The sequence below is a fragment of the Spiroplasma endosymbiont of Melieria omissa genome, from assembly GCF_964031175.1.
Taxonomy (GTDB): domain Bacteria; phylum Bacillota_I; class Bacilli_A; order Mycoplasmatales; family VBWQ01; genus Spiroplasma_E; species Spiroplasma_E ixodetis_A.
Window position 1 is genome coordinate 1,355,016 of sequence record NZ_OZ035012.1, and the last position, 22,633, is coordinate 1,377,648.

Below are 22,633 nucleotides of genomic sequence, written 5' to 3' on the forward strand. Positions count from 1 at the left end.
TAATATTAATGTTTCTAAGAATGGTTCTCCTTATTTTAATATTATTGTAAATTCTTTTTCGGGAAAAATATAAAATAATATTCCCCCACAATCTTAAATATTTCATGTTATAATTTACTGATACTTACTTTTGTAAGTATATGAAATAAAAAGTTCTCAAACTTATATTGTTGTTAGGTTGGCACCTAATTAAAAAGTTACCAATTAAGGTAACTTTTTTGTTTATATTTTTATAAACTTGTTATATTACTTGTAGAGAAATTAGTTTTATTATCAATTGGTAAATGTTGTTCATTATTTATTGATTTTGTAAATTCATCATTTCATTTAGTTACATTTTTAAGTTCATTTTTTTCTTCTAATTTTTTTGTAAATTTTTCATTATTATTTGAATTATTGTCAAAAACACTTCTTTTACTTCTGTCAGAATTATCATTATATAATCTGATTCCAGAACCAATCTTAAGTCAACAATCCAAATCCGCATAAGAACTTTTTCAATTTAAATATTGAAAAACTAAAAATTGTAAATAATAATTTTCATTTTCTCAATATCAAGTTAGTCCTATTTTTTGCCTACCTTCAACCCAAGCCAAAAAATCATGCTCAGAAATACTTTGAAGAAGGATATTAGTATGGGTTTCAAATTCTTCTCGAGAAATATTATCATAAACTATTTGATTTTTAATTATATCATGAAATTTATAGTTTCTATTTTGCATATAATAATCAAGACTATAAGTATTTTCTGGTAGACGATTTTGATGTTGACCATCATAAATTCAACTTCCTCATTTGATTTTTACTCCTCAATTATCAGAAAAAGTATCACCTAAAAAATTAAATCTATTAAAATTATCAATAGGATTACGTTTTCCTAAATTAACAGTATAAATTTTTTGTTGTCTAATTACAGAATTTGTTGGAGCAAAATGTATTATTTCATTTGATCTATCACCATTTCAATAAATTTCCAATTCATATGAAATTTTTTTTAAACAATATAGTTTTTTTGAAATTTCTCTTTTATTGAAATTTCTTTTATTGAAACACTCATTAACAAAACGATCTATTAATATACCTTGAAGTACAGTTAATAAACGTGTGTAATATGTTGATAAAGAACCTTCTTCTCTTAGTTGATCTATTGCCGATGAAGTACTAGCTTCTCAATTATTTATAGTTGGTGAAAAATGATTTCATGTAAAGGAAGTAATATGATCAAAATGATTTTGATTATTTGAATTAATATTTTCTCTTATTGTATTAATAAGATCTTGATTGTTAACATCCAAATGTCTATTAGTTGAAAGAATATCTTCTCGAACGTTTTTAAAACGTATACTTTCTGATGTTGCTAAAATTACAAATGGTAAGCTTAATCTTAATCTTTGTATAGCAGTTCTGATTGTTTGCGGATTGGGGGTTGGGGCGGTGCGGATTTGATGATAATTAATTATATTATTAAAGGCATCAAAGATATTTTGTCAATTAACGGTCGGATTTTCACCTTGAATCATTGAATTATAATTTGAATTAAAACTTAATTGATAATTATTATTTACATCATCTACATTTACACTTCTTGTATCAGAGTCGCTAAAATAATAATAAGTATTATTTACAATAAAACCCTGTAAATATAGATTATTTGTTCTAAATACTAATTGTATTCTTTGTCCATAATCTTGTTGCTCATTAGTATTAACTATATTAATAGGAATAATAAAATTTTGATAATTAGAATTTTCATTTATATAATAAATAGGATTATTACTACTTCTTGAATATCCAACATTAATAATTCAAGGAGCGATTTCTCTTAAAATATCATTATCTCTTAAAAATTCAATAACATTAAGTAATTCTCTAAAATAAATTCCATCTTGATCAACTGCAATTAAATTTATAATAGGAGTTGTTAAACTTCTATTATTATTTCTTGATTGTCTTTTATGTCTATTTCTACTTTTTTCATGACGGTTTTTATGAGTACTTGTTTCTAATTGTTGACTTAAAAATGAATCTAAATATGGTTGATAAATAGGGTCAATATTTTGATTTGTTTCATTTAAATTATATGGTTGATAATTAGTAATTGAGTTTGTATAACTTATTTCTTGATTTATTGATTCTAAAATGGTATTGTTGCTAGCTCAATCTTTAATCTTTTTATTATCAATTGACTTAGCATTAATACCTTGTGTTTTATCATTAAATAATGGTGCAGATAATACTGATAATTTAAATCAATAACTTGGATTAAAATATTTCATAATTTTATACCTCTTTATTTTAAAAATAAAAAACCCAATTACTTTAAAAATAAAGTAATGAGTTAAAAACTTATATTAAGTTTTATTAGTGTATTCTACACCATTATTTTATTTATACTTGTTTAAACTTTTGGAATGGCAACACTTTTTAGAACCTGTTTAGAATCTTTTTAATAAAACTGAAATAAAGGAAAGAACAACCATTTGTAAACTAGTATTTAGTTTTCTTTCACAATTTTTTCATAATCTTCTGTATTTTTCTAATCAAGCAAAGCTTCGTTCTACAATTCATCTTTTTGGTAATACTACAAAAGTATGTAGTTCATTGCGTTTTATAATTTCAACATTTGCATTTATGATTGTTTTGATTTCAGAAGCAAATTTTTCACCAGTATAACCAGCATCTACTATTATTTTTTGAACTGCAGAAAGATTTTCTTTTTCATTTTCAATCATTATTATAGCGCTATTACGATCTGTTTTTTCTGCTGTGGTTATGTAAATTGCATGTGGTAAACCTTGAGAATCAACAATAATATGACGCTTTATTCCTGAAATCTTTTTACCAGCATCATAACCTTTATTTTCAGTAGTATCTGTATTTTTAACACTTTGCGAATCAATTATACAAAAACTAGTTTGTTCTTTGCGATTATTGTTGATACGAACTTTTTTAACCAATTTTTTTTAAAATTAATTGCCATACACTAGCTTCTTTACCGTTATTTTTACTTCAAATTTGAAAATAATAATATACAGTTTGTCATTTTGGAAAATTTTTTGGTAGCATTCTTCATTGACAACCACTTTTTAATACATATAAAATTGCACAAAATACTTCATATAAATCTAAACTTCTTGGTTTTGTTTTCTTTTTGCTATTTTCTAAAATTGATTTTATGTTCTCAAATTGTTCTTTGGTGACATGACTTGGATAATTTTTATGCATAATATATACCTCTGATTTTAAAATATATAATCATTTTACATTATTTTCGAAAAGATTCTAAACAGGTTCTTAGGACTATTTTTTGGTAGACATTTGTTTTTGAGAATTAACTGGAGTTAAGTAGTTTAAAGTGCTGTGGATTCTTATGTTGTTGTATCAATTGATGTAATCAAATAATTCTAATTTTAATTGGATTAATGATCTAAAATTTTTATCATTAATAAATTCAGTTTTGAAAGTTTTAAAAGTTGCTTCAGCAATAATTAAAATAGATTAGGAAGATTAAATTATGCCAAAACCATACAGTGAAGACTTACGAAGAAAAGTAATAGAAGCTTATGAAAGTAAAAATATGAAAATTAAAGAAATTTGTAAAGTGTTCAATATCACTAGAAAGACTTTATTTTTATGAAGAAAAAGAAAAAAAGAAACTGGGCATATAAAACCAATTTTGAATTATCAAAAAGGACATAGCCACAAAATAAAGGATTTAGATGAATTAAAAAATTATTTAGCAGAAAATAAAGATGTTACAGTTCAAAAAGTAATTGATAAATTTGGAAATATGACTAAAGAAACAGTTTATAACTATTTTAAAAAACTAAATTATACATATAAAAAAAACTTTTCTATATGAACAAAGAGATAAAAATAAACAAGAAGATTTTTTAAAAGAAATAGCTAAAATAATGAATGAAGATTTAGTATATATTGATGAATCTGGAATTGATGATAATGAATTTTATAAATATGGTTGATCTGAAAAAGGTAAAAGATTATTTGATAATAAACCCGCATATAAAATAAAGAGAATGAGTATAATTGGTTCACTAAATAAAGGTAAATTAAAAGCCTTATGAGCATTTGAAGGACATTGCAATAGTAAAATTTTTGAATCATATGTTAAAAATAAACTAATTCCAGTATTAAAGCGTGGACAAATTATAGTTTTAGATAATGCAACGTTTCATAAATCTAAATTAACACAACAATTAATTGAAAATGCTGGATGCAAACTATTATTTCTTCCGCCATATTCTCCTAATTTAAATCCAATTGAACATTTTTGATTTGCTATAAAACATAATATAAGAAAAATATTACCAAATTATTGACCAAATATTAAAAAAGCGATTGATTTTGTTTTTCAAGATATGAGTAAACATTACTTTAGTTAGCTATATAATAAATATTTTATACAATATTTCATTTTTTTTATTATAATTTAGTAGACTATTAATAAACATATTTTATAAGGAGTGAAATATATATAATGTTAAAAATGAAAGGTATTGGTGCTAGTAATGGCATTGCTCTAGCCAAAGCATTAATCTTAAAACATGAAACTATCAAAACTAATCCTAAAAAAATTAATGAAAAAGAAATAGAAGGAGAAGTTAAAAAGTTACATGATGCCTTAAAAATAGCAGGTGATGAAATTAAACAACTCATCCAAAATACAACAAAAACTTTGGGTGAAGAAAAAGCCGCTGTTTTTGAAGCTCATTTTTTAGTAACAACTGATCCAGTATTAATTGAAGATACTGAAAAGTTAATTAAAGAAGAAAAATATAATGCTGCTAATGCTTTAGAAAATACTGCTAATAAAGCAATTGCAACATTGCAAGCAATGGATGATGATTATTTTCGTGAACGTGCTGCTGATGTTATTGATGTTCGTGATCGAATTTTACGTAAAATTTTAAATATTAAAACTATTGATTTAAGTGCAATTAAAGAAGAAACAATTATTGTTAGTCATGATCTAACACCTTCAGAAACAAGTCAATTGAATCCTAAATTTGTTAAAGGATTTTTATGTGATATTGGTGGTAGAACTTCTCATGCAGCAATTATGGCTCGTAGTCTTGGTATTCCAGCAGTTCTTGGGTTAAAAAATGTTACTACAAAAGTAAAAAATAATCAATTTTGTGTATTAGATGGTAATACTGGTGAAATTGAAATTGATTTAAATAGTAGTGAAAAAAATAAATGAGTTGCTAAACAAAACGCATGAATTGAAGAACAAAAAGAGTTATTAGTATTTAAAGGTAAATTAACTAAAACCAGTGATAATCATGAAGTAAAGTTAGAAGCAAATATTGGTTCACCTAAAGATATGATTAAAGCAATTGAATATGATGCACAAGGAGTAGGGCTTTTTAGAAGTGAATTTCTTTATATGGAAAGTAGTGATTTTCCAAGTGAAGATATTCAATTTGAAGAATATAAAAAAGTATTGTCTGCTACTAAACATAAAGTTGTTATTAGAACTTTAGATATTGGTGGTGATAAAGAATTATCATATTTAGATTTACCAAAAGAAATGAATCCTTTCCTTGGTTATCGTGCCATTCGTTTGTGTTTAGATCGTAAAGATATTTTTAAAACTCAGTTACGTGCTTTAATTCGTGCTTCAGCTTTTGGTAAATTAGCTATTATGTTTCCAATGATTGCTAATGTTGAAGAATTTAAAGCAGCTAAAGCATTATATGAAACTTGCAAAAAAGAATTAATTAAAGAAAAAGTTAAAGTTAGTGATGATATTCAAGTTGGAATGATGATTGAAATTCCAGCAGCAGCAGTTAATGCAGAAATATTTGCTAAATATGCGGATTTCTTTTCAATTGGAACTAATGATTTAATTCAATATAGTTTAGCCGCTGATCGTATGTCAGAAAAAGTGTCTTATTTATATCAACCATATCATCCATCAATTTTACGTTTGATTAAGATGACAATTGATGGTGGACATAAATATAATCGTCCTGTTGCCATGTGTGGTGAAATGGCTGGTGATAAAATTGCTGTTCCACTACTAGTTGGTCTAGGGCTAGATGAATTTTCAATGTCTGCATCTAGTGTTTTAGAAACTAGAAAAATTATTAGTACTTTAAATAAAAAGGATACAGAAATATTAGCATCAAAAGCATTACAATGTGAAACCAATGAAGAAGTTAAATCATTAGTAGAAAAATTTTTATCAAAAAAATAAAAATATTATTTATTTTTAAAGTTACATTATTTAATGTTAAAATTATAAACATCTAATTTACATAATTTTGAGGAGAATCGACATATGTTTTTCAAGAAAAAAAAACAATTACCTTTATTAATTTATGCACCAGTTACTGGTAAAGTTATTAACCTTAGTAAAGTTGAAGATCCGGTATTTGCTCAGAAAATGTTAGGGACTGGTTTTGCTATTATTCCTGAATATAAAGGTAAAGATGGAGTTGAATTTGTATCACCATTTGATGGAAAATTAGCAACAGTATTTAATACAGGACATGCTTATGGTATTAAAGATGTAAATACAGGTATTGAATGTTTAGTTCATATTGGTATTGATACTGTTGAATTAGCTGGTAAGGGCTTTGATATTAAAGTTGAACAAGGTAAACCAATTAAAAAATCAGAAGTAATGGTAGTTGCTAATTTACAAGAAGTTAAGAATAAAGGTAAAAAAGTAACAACACCAATTGTTTTCACTAATGAAACAATGGAAGGTTATGTTGTAAAGCAAGTAGTAAAAGATGATGAACAAGTAACGGTTGGTCAATTAATTGCTGAAGTCACTAAGAAATAAATATTTTTATTAAAACAAAATTAATTTGATAAAATATTAGTAAGTATTTATATATTATTGGAGGGTATCATTTATTATGGATAATTTTTGGCAACATTATTGATGAGCAATACTTATCGTAGTTTTAGCTATGTTAATAATACTTTATATTTTATATAGAATTTATCAAATTTTCCATATTGATTATCACTGAGAACTGAATCGTCATTTTCCACAATGAAGTAACGAGGGAATCATTACTAGGGATAACTATTTTTTACATACTGAATTTAAATTTGTTGATAATAGTAAATATATTATTATTGGTATTCATGGTATGGGTGCCTCTTTAACAGACTTTAAAACAGCTGCTAAGTTTTTTACTAAACATGGTATTTCATTTTTAAGTTTTGATCAACGAGGTTGAGGAGAAAATGAAAAATGAAAATATCATACTTTAGGAACAACTATTAATGATATTAAAGATATTATAACGGTTTTGAATGAACGTTATCCTAATAAAAAAATTTTATTAATGGGTGAATCATTAGGTTCTGCATTAATAGCATTAGCAATTAAAAGATTACCAAAAATGATTGATCGTGCAATTTTAACTAATTTTGTTACTAAGAAACAAATATTTAAAATAAAACCTTCATTAGTTTGTAATGCAATTTGAGGATTTCTATTTTATAAACATCATCCATTACCTATTACTTTTGATATGGAAACAATTTCTATTAACTCTAATTATATTAAAAAAGGGAAAATTAGAGCAATGACTAATATGAAATTTACATTATTATTTTCCTTACAAGCACAAAAATTAAGTAAACAAGTACCGAAAAATCTTAATAGTGCTAAATGTCCGGTTTTGATTGTTCAATCTGCAAAAGATATATTTGCTGATTTTGATAAAATTGAAAAAAATAATAAACGTTGAAGACAGGGGATAACTTATAGTTTTTATGAAGAAGGTAATCATGCAATTTTAAATGAACCCAATATTAATATTATTTTAGAAGATATTTTAACTTGAATAGAAAAAGAACATATATAATGATTATTTATGATATTAGATCAAAAAAATAAATTAGAAAATTTAAAAATAGTAAATAATAGTTGATTGAGTAATTTTTATTTTATAGTTATAATAGTATTTATAATTTAATAATTATTCATACCTAGTATAGTAATTTAACTATACTAGGTTTTATTAAATTAAAATTATATAGCTAACTAAAGTAATATTTACTCATAAATAATGTAAAATAATAATATGTAATTTAAACAGTTTTTGAATTTAAAAGTACAATTCAGCAATAATTAAAATAGATTAGGAAGATTAAATTATGCCAAAACCATACAGTGAAGACTTACGAAGAAAAGTAATAGAAGCTTATGAAAGTAAAAATATGAAAATTAAAGAAATTTGTAAAGTGTTCAATATCACTAGAAAGACTTTATTTTTATGAAGAAAAAGAAAAAAAGAAACTGGGCATATAAAACCAATTTTAAATTATCAAAAAGGACATAGCCACAAAATAAAGGATTTAGATGAATTAAAAAATTATTTAGCAGAAAATAAAGATGTTACAGTTCAAAAAGTAATTGATAAATTTGGAAATATGACTAAAGAAACAGTTTATAACTATTTTAAAAAACTAAATTATACATATAAAAAAAACTTTTCTATATGAACAAAGAGATAAAAATAAACAAGAAGATTTTTTAAAAGAAATAGCTAAAATAATGAATGAAGATTTAGTATATATTGATGAATCTGGAATTGATGATAATGAATTTTATAAATATGGTTGATCTGAAAAAGGTAAAAGATTATTTGATAATAAACCCGCATATAAAATAAAGAGAATGAGTATAATTGGTTCACTAAATAAAGGTAAATTAAAAGCCTTATGAGCATTTGAAGGACATTGCAATAGTAAAATTTTTGAATCATATGTTAAAAATAAACTAATTCCAGTATTAAAGCGTGGACAAATTATAGTTTTAGATAATGCAACGTTTCATAAATCTAAATTAACACAACAATTAATTGAAAATGCTGGATGCAAACTATTATTTCTTCCGCCATATTCTCCTAATTTAAATCCAATTGAACATTTTTGATTTGCTATAAAACATAATATAAGAAAAATATTACCAAATTATTGACCAAATATTAAAAAAGCGATTGATTTTGTTTTTCAAGATATGAGTAAACATTACTTTAGTTAGCTATATGTGAAAAGGAAGATAAAAATTATGAATATTATTACAGATCAAAAAGAATTAATGAATGAAATTGAAGTAGAAAGAAGAATTGATAAAACTAAAAAGAAATATTGGGTGATATTTCAGATTCTGTAGGGACTCCTACCTATATGAAAACATCTGGACTAGTACAATATATTAAACAACAATTAAAGAGGCTTTTATGTAATCTGTGTATCTTTGTTTTACAAAGTTACTAGTTCAGATTAATTCTATCTTCAAATTTTATCATAAAATGAGCAATTGCTGTATTTCAATTTTGAATGGGCATTGTTCATTTTTTTGTTATATTTTCAATTGCTAAGTAAAATATTTTGAAAACTGCCATATCATTAGGAAAAACTTTTTTATTTCTGATAACTTTTCGTAATTGACTATTAACAGATTCAATAGCATTTGTAGTATAAATCACTCTTTTAATTTCTGGTGGATAACTAATAAAAACCATTAAATTATCTCAATTTTTATATCAAGATTTAGTAATTTGCGGATATTGTTTATTTCATTTACTTTCAAATGATTCTAAAGCTTGCATTGCTTGTTCTTCACTACATGCACTATAAATTGGTTTTAAATCTGCAACTAAGGTTTTTCGATGTTTGTATGAAACATATTTTAAACTATTTCTAATTTGATGAACTATGCATAATTGATGTTCAGTTTTAGGATAAACTGCTTGTATTGCTTCTGACATGCCTGTTAAATTATCACTACAAGCAATCAAAATATCATTTAAGCCTCGATTTTTCATTTCTGTAAAATTAGCTAGTCAAAATTTAGAACCTTCATTTTCACTAATTCATAAACCTAAAACATCTTTTTTGCCTTCTAAATCCACTCCTAATGCTATATAAACTGATTTGTTAATAATGCGTTTATCTTGCCGTACTTTAACTACTATACAATCAAAATAAACAATAGAATAAATACTTTCTAATGGTCGATTTTGCCACGCCTTGACATCATCTATCACATCATCAGTAATTTGACTAATAACACTTTCACTAATATCTGCACCATGATATAACTCTTGCAACTGCATTCTAATATCTGATAAAGTCATTCCTTTGGCATATAGTGAAAGAACTTGTTGATCAAAGCCATCAAATCTTCTCTGTCTTTTTGCAACTATTACAGGAGTAAAATCACTATTACGATCTCTTGGTACATTAATTTCAATTTTACCTTGTTGAGTTATTAATTTTTTTGAACTTATACCATTACGAGCATTTTCACTATTACTATGTTGATTTTTTTCATACCCTAAATAATTTTGCATTTCAGAATTTAACATCTTTTCTACTAATCTTTTTGTTAATTCTTTATATAATCCTCCTTCTTTAAATACTGTTGTTAAATCTTCAGTATTTTCTAGTAATAAATCTACTGCTTTTGATATTGGATCATTATTATTAATACTTTGTTTTTTAGCCATCTGTAACTCACTCTTTCTAGTCATTTAATTATATTTACTAGAATTAATTAAACATAGTTATTTTTGTAAGTTACACAGATTACTAAACATTACCCAATTAAACGAGGAAAAGTCAAAAACAATTCCTAATATTAAACAATTAATTTCAATTGTGTCAGAACTTAATGAAGTAAAAGAAAAAATAGATGTCGCAGGTCAAGAGTATAATTGACGTAATGCTAGAAAATATCAAACATCTAATAATCCTGAATTTTTAAAAAGAATTGAAAACCTTAAAGTTGAGTGTTTAGAAATTCACGAAGAATATTTAATTAATAATTCTAATCAAATGGCAGAAAACCAATCATCAGCATCTAATCAAAGTAGTGTAAGACAACATTCATTGTAAAAATGATGCCTTAATTAAGGCATCATTTTTTATATATTAAATTTAATTATTTTTTAAATTGAAAACTAATATTATCTAAATCAATTGCTAAACTACAACCAGCAATTAAATTTGGTGATGAAGTAACACGTGCATTTCATTGATAATAAATATTATTATCATCATGGTATACATAAAGATCAATAATTGGAAGTTGAATAATAAGATCAGAAATTGCTACAACTTTATAAGGATTTTGTAGTTCATATTTAATATTTTTATTAGTAGTAATATTATTAGTATCACCAGTAAGATTATTATTTTCTTTATATGTACCCATATTATTAATTGATAGTTTAGAATTATTAAAATTAAATTTAGGATAAAGTTGTGAAAATTGTTCTCAATTTTTTGCATATTTAGTTCAATTTAAAATGATTTGTTGATCACTATTTTTGATCAATCATTTTTATTAATATTGCTAAAGTCTTCTTTATAATGATAGTTAATACTTTGTTTTATATTTTGGACATTTCATTTTGTATAGTAAATTGCTACTAAGTTATTATCATTATCAAAAATAAAGTTTAATGAATAATCTTTTATATTTAGGAAAAGGGGTGAATTTTTAATAAAGTTAAAGATGTTAGTATTTTCAACAATTAAGTTAATAATATTATTTGTTAATTGGTTACTAATTAGTTTGTTTAAACTGCTTTTATTAATGAATTGTTGGCTGATATTATAAGCTATTGCTAAAGAAATTTTATTATTAATAGCAGCATCAGCAATGTAATATAATCCTAAGTTCTCACTAAGATTTGTTATTATTTTCAATTTTAGAAGCACCAGCAATGTTAGAAATATCAATATTTTGTTCAAGACCACCAAATTGTAAATATGTTCAATTATTGTCACCAATAAAATTATTTTGTTGATATTCACTAAAATTGTAAGCATCAGAATAATTAGGATTGCTTTTAAGTGATGTTACTTTCTTCTTAGTAATCATTTCTTGTTTTGTATTTTCAATATCTGATTTATCTTCATTAGGAATAGTAACTTTGGTATTATAAACTAGGTTACTTGTTGTATCTACTAAGAAGACGTTTCTAGCATTGGTAAAAGTGTAACTTTTTAATGCTGAAGTATCATAACTATAAAATTTATGATCGGTTGTTGATTGGTTAGTAATTCAGTCACTATTATTTAAATATTGATATTGATTATTAAATAATGATGTTTGATTAGTAGTGGCATTTGCTTTTTGTAAATCATTTTTGCTAGTATTAAAGTGATTCATACTAGTTAAAATAGTGGTACTTGTTGCTAGTGAAAAAATACCAATTGTTAAAATATTTATTGTTTTTCTCATATTTTATACCTTTAAAGTTAATATATAATTTTAATAAAGATATAAAGTTTATATCATCATTAAAATTATAACGATATTAAACTATCGTTATTTATATTATAGTACTTTTAGGGAAATTCTACAATTATGAGTTAAATATTTATTTTACTTTTATTTTTTTTAGTTAAATTTTTACTTTTATATATGTTTAAAATTTCAAAAGAAAAATAAACAAGTTCATACACATCATATAAATAATTTACTAAAGTTTTAATATTAGTAATAATACTACATTTAGATTTTTCTAATATAATTAAATCATTACTAATACTTGTAATATTAACTCTAGCATTTCGTAATTTTTGTATTTGGTTTTGATCATAAGATCACTTTTTTTCTTTAGAAGCCTCATTTAATAAAACTGAACCAAAAAATTTATATATTCATATATAACTTTCTAATTTAACTATTGCGTTAAGTTTATCTTCATAGGAATTATTATTTTTCATATTATTATATTCCTTACTAAATTTGAAAATATTAATTTTATTTTTTAATTTAAATATGGGAATATTAATGATTCATTAAAAATTTTACCCCATAATTCCAGCTTCATATAAATGTTTAAAGTGACCTTCTTTAACTTTTAATTCATCAAAAGTACCAACTTGAACTAAACCTTTTTCTTTTTCTAAAACTAAAATCTTATCAACAGTTTTAATTGTTGATAAACGATGGGCAATAATAATACTAGTACGACCAATCATTAATTTATTAAATTGTGCTTGTATTTCCTTTTCGACAATATTATCTAAAGCACTAGTAGCTTCATCTAAAATTAATAGTTCTGGATTTTTTAAAAAGATACGAGCGATAGCTACTCTTTGTTTTTGACCACCAGATAAGTTAATTCCACGTTCACCTAAAATTGTATTATAACTATTAGGTAATTGTTCAATGTAATCATGTAAGTTAGCTTTACTTGCAGCAATTTTGATTTCTTCTAAAGTTGCTCCTTGCTTAGTATAACTAATGTTTTCAGCAAATGTACCAAATAAAATTTGTGGATCTTGTTGAATATAGCCAATATGATGTAAGTATTGTGCTAAGTCAATATCACGTAAATCAGTATTATTATTAATTAAAATTCTTCCTTCAGCAGGGTCATAGTAACGTAGTAATAACTTAGAAATAGTAGTTTTTCCGACACCAGTTGCACCAACAATAGCATAACTTTTACCTTTTTCAAAAGTGAAAGAGAAGTTATTTAAAATTCAGTCTTCTTTTTCATCATAGCGGAAATTAACATTTTCAAAAATAATATCACTAGTAATTTGTTTTACTGGTAAGGTTTTTTCTTTATTAACTATTTTTGGTTTAATATTAAGAATTTCATTAACTCTTAAAATTGAAGTTGATGTTTTAGCCCAATTACCTAAGAATTGAATACTTTGAATAACTGGGAAAATTAAAGTGTTGACTGCTAATAAAAAAGCAATTAGTGTTGGAATACTAATGATGTGTTTACTTACAAACATGAAACCAGCAACTAAACCAACAATGTTAATTCCTGTTAGTAATGTAATTAGTAATGCTCTAGTAAAACTTTCAAAAGTAATAGTTTTTTTTGCTGCTTGGTAATATTTAAGATGTTCATTAGAAAATCTTTTATTTTCACTTTTTTCTGTAGCATTACTTTTAATTAAAGTAATAGTATTTAGTCGATCAATAATATCAGCATTAACTTCAGTATAAACTTTTCTTCATTTATAGTTTAAATAACGAATAATTTGAACATTTAATACTGATATTATTAAAATTGATAAAACAATACCTAAAACAATTAATGATAATTGTCAATTTAAAGAAAAAATAACGTAAATTGAACCAAAAAAGGTCACAATTGAACTAAGCATAGTTAAAGGAATAGATTGCATGTTTTCACCAATAACACTAGTATCACTAATTAGTTTTGTTAAAGTGTCACCAATTTTGCGGTCTTCATAATATGACATATCTAAATCTAGTAAATGTTTTAAAACTTTATTTCGATATTCAATTTCAACTTTAACACCAATGATGCTTCCTGTTAAATTACGAAAGTACATAAATAATCCTGATGCAATTTGTAAACTAATTAAAATATAAGCTAAAGTAGTAATTTTTTCTCATTGAAAACCATCGGGGGTAGCTAAAAAATTATTAGTAATTTTAGGAATAATTACTGAAATTATTGAAGAAGCAATAGTGGTTAGTATTGCAATTAGATAAAGTAGCGGATATTTTTTAAAGTATTTAATAACTGCGCTTAAGAAACCACTTTTTTTTATTTTTAGTTCGTTATAATTAGTCATGCTTTTTTTTATTTTTGCTGTTGTTTTTTCTTTTGTCGGCGAAGCAGTAATTTTTGTTTTATTTTTTTTGGACATAATATTTGATCTCCTTATTAATAATTTATTTTTATTTGTTATAGTGGTAAACCCAATTCTTTTAATGGAATATAATTAAAAAAATAACGACAATTACTATCTATTATATAGCTAACTAAAGTAATATTTACTCATAAATAATGTAAAATAATAATATGTAATTTAAACAGTTTTTGAATTTAAAAGTACAATTCAGCAATAATTAAAATAGATTAGGAAGATTAAATTATGCCAAAACCATACAGTGAAGACTTACGAAGAAAAGTAATAGAAGCTTATGAAAGTAAAAATATGAAAATTAAAGAAATTTGTAAAGTGTTCAATATCACTAGAAAGACTTTATTTTTATGAAGAAAAAGAAAAAAAGAAACTGGGCATATAAAACCAATTTTGAATTATCAAAAAGGACATAGCCACAAAATAAAGGATTTAGATGAATTAAAAAATTATTTAGCAGAAAATAAAGATGTTACAGTTCAAAAAGTAATTGATAAATTTGGAAATATAACTAAAGAAACAGTTTATAACTATTTTAAAAAACTAAATTATACATATAAAAAAAACTTTTCTATATGAACAAAGAGATAAAAATAAACAAGAAGATTTTTTAAAAGAAATAGCTAAAATAATGAATGAAGATTTAGTATATATTGATGAATCTGGAATTGATGATAATGAATTTTATAAATATGGTTGATCTGAAAAAGGTAAAAGATTATTTGATAATAAACCCGCATATAAAATAAAGAGAATGAGTATAATTGGTTCACTAAATAAAGGTAAATTAAAAGCCTTATGAGCATTTGAAGGACATTGCAATAGTAAAATTTTTGAATCATATGTTAAAAATAAACTAATTCCAGTATTAAAGCGTGGACAAATTATAGTTTTAGATAATGCAACGTTTCATAAATCTAAATTAACACAACAATTAATTGAAAATGCTGGATGCAAACTATTATTTCTTCCGCCATATTCTCCTAATTTAAATCCAATTGAACATTTTTGATTTGCTATAAAACATAATATAAGAAAAATATTACCAAATTATTGACCAAATATTAAAAAAGCGATTGATTTTGTTTTTGAAGATATGAGTAAACATTACTTTAGTTAGCTATATAATTTAAAGTATCTTTATATTCTGGTTTTTTAAATCAATCACTTAATAAATATCAGTATTCAATTTTGCAATTTAATATTGATAAAAGTTTTTGTCATTGTTTTCTTTTAAAATCACAAGTTTGTAGTTTTTCATGAACACTTCCAGCAACATTTTGTGTTTTAATTTCAATAATGAAAAAAGTATTATTCTTATATACAAAAATACTGTCATCTGGTAGTAATTTTTTTGATAAAAAGTAATTTCAGTTTAAATTGTGGTGTTTTTCTAAATAAACATAGATTGCATGTTTTTTGAAAATATTAGCAACATGTTCTCCCATATAAAACAATTCAAATGCATCATTTCGTTTTAAATTGTGAATTCCAATCATATTTTTAATTTCATAATTTTCCTGTTTTTTAAAAAATGAATATAACTCTTTTTCTCCTTCAAAAGCGAGACCAGTTTTTGTATTTGCGACACAAACAACAAATTTATTTAATAATATTCAATATTATTTTCAATTCCTATGAAATTTCTATTGTGCATTTTACATGCAAGACCAGTTGTGCCACTACCCATAAACGGATCTAAGACAATATCATTTTCATTAGTACAAGCAATTATAATTCTTTTTAAAAGATCTAATGGTTTTTGTGAAGGATGTTTACCATAAATTTTTTCAAATGGTTTAGGAGTAGTTATTGCTCAAACACTTCGCATTTGCTTATCTTCATTCTTAAAATTATCTTCTTCTCATTTAGAATATTTCATATCTTTGTAATTAAAAACATGTTTAGAATTGCTATCTTTTTTTGCTCATATTAATGTTTCATGACTAGCAGTAAAATTTCTACAACCAATATTAGGTGTACAATTAGGTTTGTATCAAGCTATATCATTAAGAATGTGAAAATTTAGTTCTTGTAAAATAAAACCACAAATATAAATAGAATGATAAGTTCCGGTAATTATTAAAGTTCCATTTGGTTTTAAAATTCTTTTGCATTCTTTAATTCATTTTTGATGAAATTTATAATTTTCAAGAAAACCTTTACTTTTATCTCATTCACCTTTATTAACAGATGTTCTTTTGCCGGCGTTAACACTATAACCATCATTTGATAAAAAATAAGGTGGATCGATAAAAATAAAATCAACTAATTCATTTTTCATTTTTTTCATTTCAACAAAACTATCTCCAAAAATAAGATTTATTTTTTTAACTTGATTTGAATTTGAATTATCTATTTTAAGTTTAACTGTTTTTCCATTTTTGGTTTCTAATTCTTTACTCACTAAACTCATTATTAGTACTCCTTAGTTACAATTATTTGTTTATATTATTACAATACTATTTAGTTTATTAAACTTCCCTTTTCTTTAATATTATATAGCTAACTAAAGTAATGTTTACTCATATCTTGAAAAACAAAATCAATAGCTTTTTTAATATTTGGTCAATAATTTGGTAATATTTTTCTTAGAACCTGTTTAGGATCTTTTTTGATTAATTTTTAATAAAATTTATATTATAATGGTTATTTTATAATAAAAAATAGATTTTTAGTCGATAAGTTTTCAAATGATAAAATCTTTTTAACAAAAAAATGAAAAAGAAAATAAATTATTGGTTAAGTACCTATTTATAAATGATTATTTCTTGTTTTAGTTAAATTCTATTAAAAAGATCCTAAACAGGTTCTTATATTATGTTTTATAGCAAATCAAAAATGTTCAATTGGATTTAAATTAGGAGAATATGGCGGAAGAAATAATAGTTTGCATCCAGCATTTTCAATTAATTGTTGTGTTAATTTAGATTTATGAAACGTTGCATTATCTAAAACTATAATTTGTCCACGCTTTAATACTGGAATTAGTTTATTTTTAACATATGATTCAAAAATTTTACTATTGCAATGTCCTTCAAATGCTCATAAGGCTTTTAATTTACCTTTATTTAGTGAACCAATTATACTCATTCTCTTTATTTTATATGCGGGTTTATTATCAAATAATCTTTTACCTTTTTCAGATCAACCATATTTATAAAATTCATTATCATCAATTCCAGATTCATCAATATATACTAAATCTTCATTCATTATTTTAGCTATTTCTTTTAAAAAATCTTCTTGTTTATTTTTATCTCTTTGTTCATATAGAAAAGTTTTTTTTATATGTATAATTTAGTTTTTTAAAATAGTTATAAACTGTTTCTTTAGTCATATTTCCAAATTTATCAATTACTTTTTGAACTGTAACATCTTTATTTTCTGCTAAATAATTTTTTAATTCATCTAAATCCTTTATTTTGTGGCTATGTCCTTTTTGATAATTCAAAATTGGTTTTATATGCCTAGTTTCTTTTTTTCTTTTTCTTCATAAAAATAAAGTCTTTCTAGTGATATTGAACACTTTACAAATTTCTTTAATTTTCATATTTTTACTTTTATAAGCTTCTATTACTTTTCTTCGTAAGTCTTCACTGTATGGTTTTGGCATAATTTAATCTTCCTAATCTATTTTAATTATTGCTGAATTGTACTTTTAAATTCAAAAACTGTTTAAATTACATATTATTATTTTACATTATTTATGAGTAAATATTACTTTAGTTAGCTATATATTAAATAATTAATAAATAAGTATTTTACTATAGATACTATTTGTTAATTTTTATTACTTCACGCTTCATATATTGTTAAAAACTTATTATTTAATGGTTTTTTTTGTTCTAGTAAATATTTTTTTAAAATTTCTAGATAGTATTTAAAAGCAACAGTTAAATCTTGAAAAGCAAGTTTTCTTAATTCTTCAACATAATAATGGTTACGTTCAATTGATATTTTATCTGCTAATAATACTATTAATTCTAAAGGTTTCATTTCGGTTGCACCAGTAGTGTGTTTAGCAATTGCACGAAGAACTAAATCATCATGGTACTGATAATGATTTTTTAAATACAATGCTGCTACATAACCATGTCAAACTGGAAATGGTTCTTGTAAAATTTCTTTATTATATTTTGTTAAATATTTAGTCATTTTATTTTTACTTCATTGTTTGCAAAGGTCATGATAAGTTCCAGCAATTAGCACTTTATTAGCATCTTCATTATAATGGATTGCTAATTTAACAGCCATTTTACCAACATTAATACAATGTTCAGTTCTATTGTTATCCAAATTTGCTTTTAAACGCTCATAACTATATATTAAATTATTGTTAATATAATCATTAATTTTAATATCAATTTGATTAATAATTTCACCATTTCTAATTTTGGCAGAGCTAATATCACTACTTGGTCGAACTACTAAATTTTGACACTTGTATTTTGACATTAGTTCTAATGTTTTACGATAATGAGGGCGATTAACAACAATAATTTTAACTAAATTAATTAACTGTTCAATTCCTTGTCATTTATTTAAGGTATATAAATTATCAGAACCGATAATAAAAAAGAATTTGTGATTTGGATAGTTTTCAATAAAGTAGTTAATAGTATTAATAGTATAACTAGGTTGTTTACTTGTTAGTTCATAATCATTTAATTTTATTCAAGAATAGTTTTTAATAACTAAATTAATCATATCAACTCTTTGTTGATCGCTGGCACTGACACTATCTTTTAACGGATTTTGTTTTGTTGGTAAAATTCAAACTTCATCAAGTGAAAGTTTATGATAGGCTGTATTTGCAATGTTCAAATGTTGATTATGAAATGGATCAAAAGTTCCACCAAAAATACCAATTCTTTTCATTATTTGCTAGTTCCTAATGATTCTAAAATTTCTTTATTATATTTTTTTGTTCTTATCATTTTAATTTCATGTAAATAAGGTGGATGACCGTTAATTCATGGCGTTTCTAAAATTTTTATTTTAGTAAGCAACAATGGATGGTAAATAATGTTAATTAAAGTTTGAAAACCAAGGTAACCCATTCCTAAGTTAGCATGACGATCTTTATGAGCATTGATTGGGTTTTTAGAATCATTAACATGAATAACTAATAATTTATCTAATCCAATAAGTTGATCAAATTGTTGTATTACTTGTTCTAAATTATTATTAAGATCATAACCAGCATCAGATAAGTGGCAAGTATCTCAACAAACCCCAATTAGTTCGGGTCTTTTTACATTATTAATAATATATTGAAGTTGTTCAAAACTAGTTCCTACTTCACTACCTTTTCCTGACATTGTTTCCAAAGCAATTTTTACAGTTTGTTTTTCTAAACATGCTGCATTTAGTCCTTTAACAATTTGATCTAAAGCAGTTTGTGGTAAAGCACCAACAGCGCTACCTGGATGTAAAACCAAAGTTTTAATGCCAATATCTTGACAGCGAATTATTTCTTGTCGTAAGAAATCTACTGCTAATTGGTAAGTACTTTTGTTAATACTATTAGCCAGATTAATAATGTAAGGAGCATGAACAATAAGATTATTAATATCAATATTTTTTTCAATTAGTTTTTCTGTAAATTCTTTAATAAATAATGCTTTGGTTGGTTTACGAATTGTATTTTGTGGAGCACTTGTATAAAACATAAACGTATTGGCATTATAACTTAGAGCTTCTTCAAGAGCACCTAATAAATATTTTGGTGCTTTCATTGAAACATGAGATCCAATAATTAATTTGTCATTTTCCATCTTGCTTCCTCTTTCATTATTAATTTTCATCAAAAAGTTTTTTTCTTCTTGCAATTGCTTGTGTTTTTTTAATTTTCTTAATTGATGCTTTAATGTGTTGTTTTCTTGTTTCTTTTTTTATTGCTTCTAAATCTTTATTAAATTTTTTCTTATAACCAGGAGTTACATTTTTATTTTTTTTAAAGCGATTAATAACATATTGCTCTTCTTTATTTCTTTCTATTTTTCGTTTATGAGCAACGATGTTGTCATTAGTAATTTCTGGTAGTAACTTATTATCTTTAATTTTATAGTATTCTATTGGAACATTTAAATTTTTTAACTTATGAATAGTAGAATTATCACTCTTATCATAAAATACATAAGAAATACCTGAATAGTTAGCTCGTCCTGTTCGCCCTGCTCGATGAAAATAATATTCTAGATTATTTGTCGGTAATTGTAAAGAGATAACATGAGATACCCCTTCAATATCAATACCACGTGCTGCGATATCTGAACAAACAACATATTGATATTCAAAATTTTTAATACGTTTAAAAGTTTGAGAACGTTCTCGTGCTGGTAATCCACCATGTAAGATTGCTACTTTTTTATTTTCTTCAATTAAGATGTTTGCAATTTCTTCAATATTTTCTTTGTTATTAACAAAAATTAAACATAAATAAGGATCAAACATTGCTAATAATGACTGTAGTTGTTTTTTACTATCTTGATGATGACGATTAATAAAAATATGTTGAATTTTTTGAGATTTATTATCAATACTAATTGTAGTAGCGTTAGTAATATATTTTTTTAATCAAGTAACTAGTTGGGGTAATATTGTTGCTGAAAAAGTCATAATTTGAGTATTTTTATTCATTTTAGTAATTAAAAAATCTAAATCTTCCATGAATCCCATATCAAATAACATATCACATTCATCAATAACTAAAGTGTTAGTAGTAGTAATTGCTAACATATTAAGTTCATATAAACGTTTTAATCTAGTTGGAGTGCCAATTACAATTTGTGGTTGATTATTACTTAAATTATTACTTTGACGAATAATATCTTTGCCACCTACTAAACAAGCAATGCTAATATTTTGATCTTTGATTAAAGCTTTTAAAAAATTGAACGTTTGTTGAGCAAGTTCACGAGTAGGTGTAATAATAACTGCTTGTGTTACTTTTAAAGTAACATTACAATTATTTAAAATTGGAATTAAATAAGTATGAGTTTTACCACTACCAGTAGCACTTTTAATAATTAAGTTTTTATTAGTTAATGCTAAAGGAATAATTTCGGTTTGGACTGATGTTGGATTAATTAGTTTTTCTTTTTTTAAATTTTCAATTAGTCATGGTTGTAAATTAAATTGTTGAAATGACATACGTTCACCTTTTTCTTTAATGCAATATTAATATTTTATCTTATTTTTACTAAGTTCTTTAAAAAAAAAGATAAAAAACTTTATTAAAAGTAATAATAATTACTATTTTAATGTTTAAGATTATTAATTTTCAAAAAATAAAAAAACACATCAGTAATTTATACAACTAATTGTTTATCTAAATTTCTACTCTAATAAAAGTAAAATGTCAATAGAATATTTTTAATCATGTAAAATTAATTTAGAAAAAATTTAAGGGCTTAGAAAAGGGGTTTGTAATTTATGTCAGAAGAAGATGAAGAAGAAATCAACAAAAATTATTGTTGGTCTTATCGGCTCTGCAGCTTTAATTGGAGCCACCATTGCTGGTGGTATGACAGCTATTGCTGAAACAGAAGGAGAAAAAGAAGAAGAAGAGGAAGAAAAAAATAAAAAAAATCAAATGATTTGATTTCTAAACAATCATCAATTAGTGATAATAAACGAATTTTAGTAGTAATTTTCAAAAACAAAACAAATCTGCAATTAAAACCTGAAGACAAATTGAGAATGACAAGTCCAGAAACTGTAAAAGAGGTTATTAAGGAGAGATTAATTGAAAATAATCAACAATCAAATTTAATAAAAGAAAAAATTATTTTAGGTGATTTAAAATATAATAATATGAACATTAAACCAACTACTTTAACAGTTGAAATGACTTATGATGACCCTTTAGTTATTGGAAGTGTAATTTTAAATGTAATTTATCCAAAATAAAAAATAAGAAGAACTTGTTTATAAAATCACGCAAATTTATATATTAAGAAAATTTAGGGGGTTA

The 22,633-nt window shown here is 24.0% G+C and carries 27 protein-coding genes and 1 pseudogene; 12 read left to right on the forward strand and 16 right to left on the reverse strand.

What is annotated here, in order from left to right:
• Nucleotides 1-230: 230 nt before the first annotated feature.
• From ACQH26_RS08915 to ACQH26_RS08925, 3 genes and pseudogenes are all read right to left on the reverse strand, one after another.
• Nucleotides 231-2,276, reverse strand: coding sequence for a ribosome-inactivating family protein (locus ACQH26_RS08915; protein ID WP_425382289.1), 2,046 nt, complete (start codon nt 2,274-2,276; stop codon nt 231-233).
• Between the two features lie 159 nt (nt 2,277-2,435).
• Nucleotides 2,436-3,225, reverse strand: a protein-coding gene (locus ACQH26_RS08920) for an IS5 family transposase (RefSeq protein ID WP_425382012.1) whose coding sequence is annotated in 2 segments (ribosomal slippage) — nt 2,436-2,963 and nt 2,965-3,225 — 789 coding nt in all. Because the reading frame shifts where the segments join, the coding sequence is not laid out codon by codon here.
• A gap of 75 nt (nt 3,226-3,300) precedes the next feature.
• Nucleotides 3,301-3,486 (reverse strand): annotated as a pseudogene (locus ACQH26_RS08925) (IS3 family transposase); the annotation flags it as partial.
• Nucleotides 3,487-3,514: 28 nt separating this feature from the next.
• Between ACQH26_RS08925 and ACQH26_RS08930 the strand changes: the two are divergent.
• From ACQH26_RS08930 to ACQH26_RS08960, 7 genes are all read left to right on the forward strand, one after another.
• On the forward strand, nt 3,515-3,874 hold the full coding sequence (locus ACQH26_RS08930) for a helix-turn-helix domain-containing protein (protein ID WP_425381863.1): 360 nt from the start codon (nt 3,515-3,517) through the stop codon (nt 3,872-3,874).
• 40 nt (nt 3,875-3,914) lie between these two features.
• Nucleotides 3,915-4,403, forward strand: a complete 489-nt coding sequence (locus tag ACQH26_RS08935; RefSeq protein WP_425381862.1) for an IS630 family transposase — start codon at nt 3,915-3,917, stop codon at nt 4,401-4,403.
• 95 nt (nt 4,404-4,498) lie between these two features.
• On the forward strand, nt 4,499-6,220 hold the full coding sequence (ptsP, locus tag ACQH26_RS08940) for a phosphoenolpyruvate--protein phosphotransferase (protein WP_425382290.1): 1,722 nt from the start codon (nt 4,499-4,501) through the stop codon (nt 6,218-6,220).
• Nucleotides 6,221-6,304: 84 nt separating this feature from the next.
• The gene (locus ACQH26_RS08945) at nt 6,305-6,814 is read left to right on the forward strand and encodes a glucose PTS transporter subunit IIA (protein WP_342273962.1); all 510 of its coding nucleotides are present in this window, start codon (nt 6,305-6,307) and stop codon (nt 6,812-6,814) included.
• Nucleotides 6,815-6,890: 76 nt separating this feature from the next.
• On the forward strand, nt 6,891-7,853 hold the full coding sequence (locus tag ACQH26_RS08950) for an alpha/beta hydrolase (RefSeq protein WP_425382291.1): 963 nt from the start codon (nt 6,891-6,893) through the stop codon (nt 7,851-7,853).
• A 292-nt stretch (nt 7,854-8,145) separates the two neighbouring features.
• Entirely contained in the window at nt 8,146-8,505 is a 360-nt protein-coding gene (locus tag ACQH26_RS08955) for a helix-turn-helix domain-containing protein (protein WP_425381863.1), read from the forward strand.
• Between the two features lie 40 nt (nt 8,506-8,545).
• On the forward strand, nt 8,546-9,034 hold the full coding sequence (locus ACQH26_RS08960) for an IS630 family transposase (protein ID WP_425381862.1): 489 nt from the start codon (nt 8,546-8,548) through the stop codon (nt 9,032-9,034).
• 232 nt (nt 9,035-9,266) lie between these two features.
• On the opposite strand, the gene ACQH26_RS08965 is transcribed toward ACQH26_RS08960, so the two are convergent.
• The gene (locus tag ACQH26_RS08965; RefSeq protein ID WP_425383069.1) at nt 9,267-10,505 is read right to left on the reverse strand and encodes an IS256 family transposase; all 1,239 of its coding nucleotides are present in this window, start codon (nt 10,503-10,505) and stop codon (nt 9,267-9,269) included.
• Between the two features lie 151 nt (nt 10,506-10,656).
• Here ACQH26_RS08965 and ACQH26_RS08970 point away from each other — a divergent pair, with 151 nt between their 5' ends.
• Entirely contained in the window at nt 10,657-10,893 is a 237-nt protein-coding gene (locus tag ACQH26_RS08970) for a hypothetical protein (protein ID WP_425382292.1), read from the forward strand.
• 46 nt (nt 10,894-10,939) lie between these two features.
• Here the strand turns inward: ACQH26_RS08970 and ACQH26_RS08975 are convergent, their stop codons facing one another.
• From ACQH26_RS08975 to ACQH26_RS08995, 5 genes are all read right to left on the reverse strand, one after another.
• Nucleotides 10,940-11,335, reverse strand: a complete 396-nt coding sequence (locus ACQH26_RS08975) for a hypothetical protein (RefSeq protein WP_425382293.1) — start codon at nt 11,333-11,335, stop codon at nt 10,940-10,942.
• Entirely contained in the window at nt 11,302-11,709 is a 408-nt protein-coding gene (locus tag ACQH26_RS08980) for a hypothetical protein (protein ID WP_425382294.1), read from the reverse strand. Before ACQH26_RS08980 ends, ACQH26_RS08975 begins: the two co-directional genes overlap by 34 nt.
• Nucleotides 11,687-12,247, reverse strand: a complete 561-nt coding sequence (locus ACQH26_RS08985; protein WP_425382295.1) for a hypothetical protein — start codon at nt 12,245-12,247, stop codon at nt 11,687-11,689. The genes ACQH26_RS08980 and ACQH26_RS08985 overlap by 23 nt, the downstream gene beginning before the upstream one ends.
• Nucleotides 12,248-12,378: 131 nt before the next feature.
• Nucleotides 12,379-12,735, reverse strand: a complete 357-nt coding sequence (locus ACQH26_RS08990; RefSeq protein WP_425382296.1) for a hypothetical protein — start codon at nt 12,733-12,735, stop codon at nt 12,379-12,381.
• Nucleotides 12,736-12,819: 84 nt separating this feature from the next.
• The gene (locus tag ACQH26_RS08995) at nt 12,820-14,655 is read right to left on the reverse strand and encodes an ABC transporter ATP-binding protein (RefSeq protein ID WP_425382297.1); all 1,836 of its coding nucleotides are present in this window, start codon (nt 14,653-14,655) and stop codon (nt 12,820-12,822) included.
• Between the two features lie 228 nt (nt 14,656-14,883).
• On the opposite strand from ACQH26_RS08995, the gene ACQH26_RS09000 reads away from it, so the two are divergent.
• Together ACQH26_RS09000 and ACQH26_RS09005 are read left to right on the forward strand one after the other, a co-directional pair.
• On the forward strand, nt 14,884-15,243 hold the full coding sequence (locus ACQH26_RS09000) for a helix-turn-helix domain-containing protein (protein WP_425382298.1): 360 nt from the start codon (nt 14,884-14,886) through the stop codon (nt 15,241-15,243).
• A gap of 40 nt (nt 15,244-15,283) precedes the next feature.
• Complete coding sequence (locus ACQH26_RS09005; protein ID WP_425382141.1) at nt 15,284-15,772, forward strand: IS630 family transposase; 489 nt, start codon at nt 15,284-15,286, stop codon at nt 15,770-15,772.
• Here ACQH26_RS09005 and ACQH26_RS09010 read toward each other — a convergent pair.
• The 7 genes from ACQH26_RS09010 to ACQH26_RS09040 all read right to left on the reverse strand — a co-directional run bounded on the left by ACQH26_RS09010 (nt 15,765) and on the right by ACQH26_RS09040 (nt 21,810).
• Complete coding sequence (locus tag ACQH26_RS09010; protein ID WP_425382299.1) at nt 15,765-16,100, reverse strand: hypothetical protein; 336 nt, start codon at nt 16,098-16,100, stop codon at nt 15,765-15,767. The two genes, ACQH26_RS09005 and ACQH26_RS09010, sit on opposite strands and share 8 nt — an antisense overlap.
• 158 nt (nt 16,101-16,258) lie before the next feature.
• Nucleotides 16,259-17,068, reverse strand: a complete 810-nt coding sequence (locus tag ACQH26_RS09015) for a DNA-methyltransferase (RefSeq protein WP_425382300.1) — start codon at nt 17,066-17,068, stop codon at nt 16,259-16,261.
• Between the two features lie 374 nt (nt 17,069-17,442).
• Nucleotides 17,443-17,868, reverse strand: a complete 426-nt coding sequence (locus ACQH26_RS09020) for an IS630 family transposase (protein WP_425381899.1) — start codon at nt 17,866-17,868, stop codon at nt 17,443-17,445.
• A 40-nt stretch (nt 17,869-17,908) separates the two neighbouring features.
• The gene (locus ACQH26_RS09025; protein ID WP_425382301.1) at nt 17,909-18,268 is read right to left on the reverse strand and encodes an IS630 transposase-related protein; all 360 of its coding nucleotides are present in this window, start codon (nt 18,266-18,268) and stop codon (nt 17,909-17,911) included.
• Between the two features lie 167 nt (nt 18,269-18,435).
• Nucleotides 18,436-19,533 carry a nicotinate-nucleotide adenylyltransferase gene (locus tag ACQH26_RS09030; RefSeq protein WP_425382302.1) on the reverse strand — a complete coding sequence of 366 codons (1,098 nt, stop codon included), beginning with the start codon at nt 19,531-19,533 and terminating at the stop codon, nt 18,436-18,438.
• The gene (locus tag ACQH26_RS09035) at nt 19,533-20,432 is read right to left on the reverse strand and encodes a deoxyribonuclease IV (protein WP_425383111.1); all 900 of its coding nucleotides are present in this window, start codon (nt 20,430-20,432) and stop codon (nt 19,533-19,535) included. The genes ACQH26_RS09030 and ACQH26_RS09035 overlap by 1 nt, the downstream gene beginning before the upstream one ends.
• A 19-nt stretch (nt 20,433-20,451) precedes the next feature.
• Nucleotides 20,452-21,810, reverse strand: a complete 1,359-nt coding sequence (locus ACQH26_RS09040; RefSeq protein ID WP_425382303.1) for a DEAD/DEAH box helicase — start codon at nt 21,808-21,810, stop codon at nt 20,452-20,454.
• 295 nt (nt 21,811-22,105) lie between these two features.
• Here ACQH26_RS09040 and ACQH26_RS09045 point away from each other — a divergent pair, with 295 nt between their 5' ends.
• Nucleotides 22,106-22,303 (forward strand): hypothetical protein, encoded by a 198-nt coding sequence (locus ACQH26_RS09045; protein WP_425382304.1) that lies wholly within the window; start codon nt 22,106-22,108, stop codon nt 22,301-22,303.
• 56 nt (nt 22,304-22,359) lie between these two features.
• Nucleotides 22,360-22,569 (forward strand): hypothetical protein, encoded by a 210-nt coding sequence (locus ACQH26_RS09050; protein ID WP_425382305.1) that lies wholly within the window; start codon nt 22,360-22,362, stop codon nt 22,567-22,569.
• The last annotated feature ends 64 nt before the right edge of the window (nt 22,570-22,633 follow it).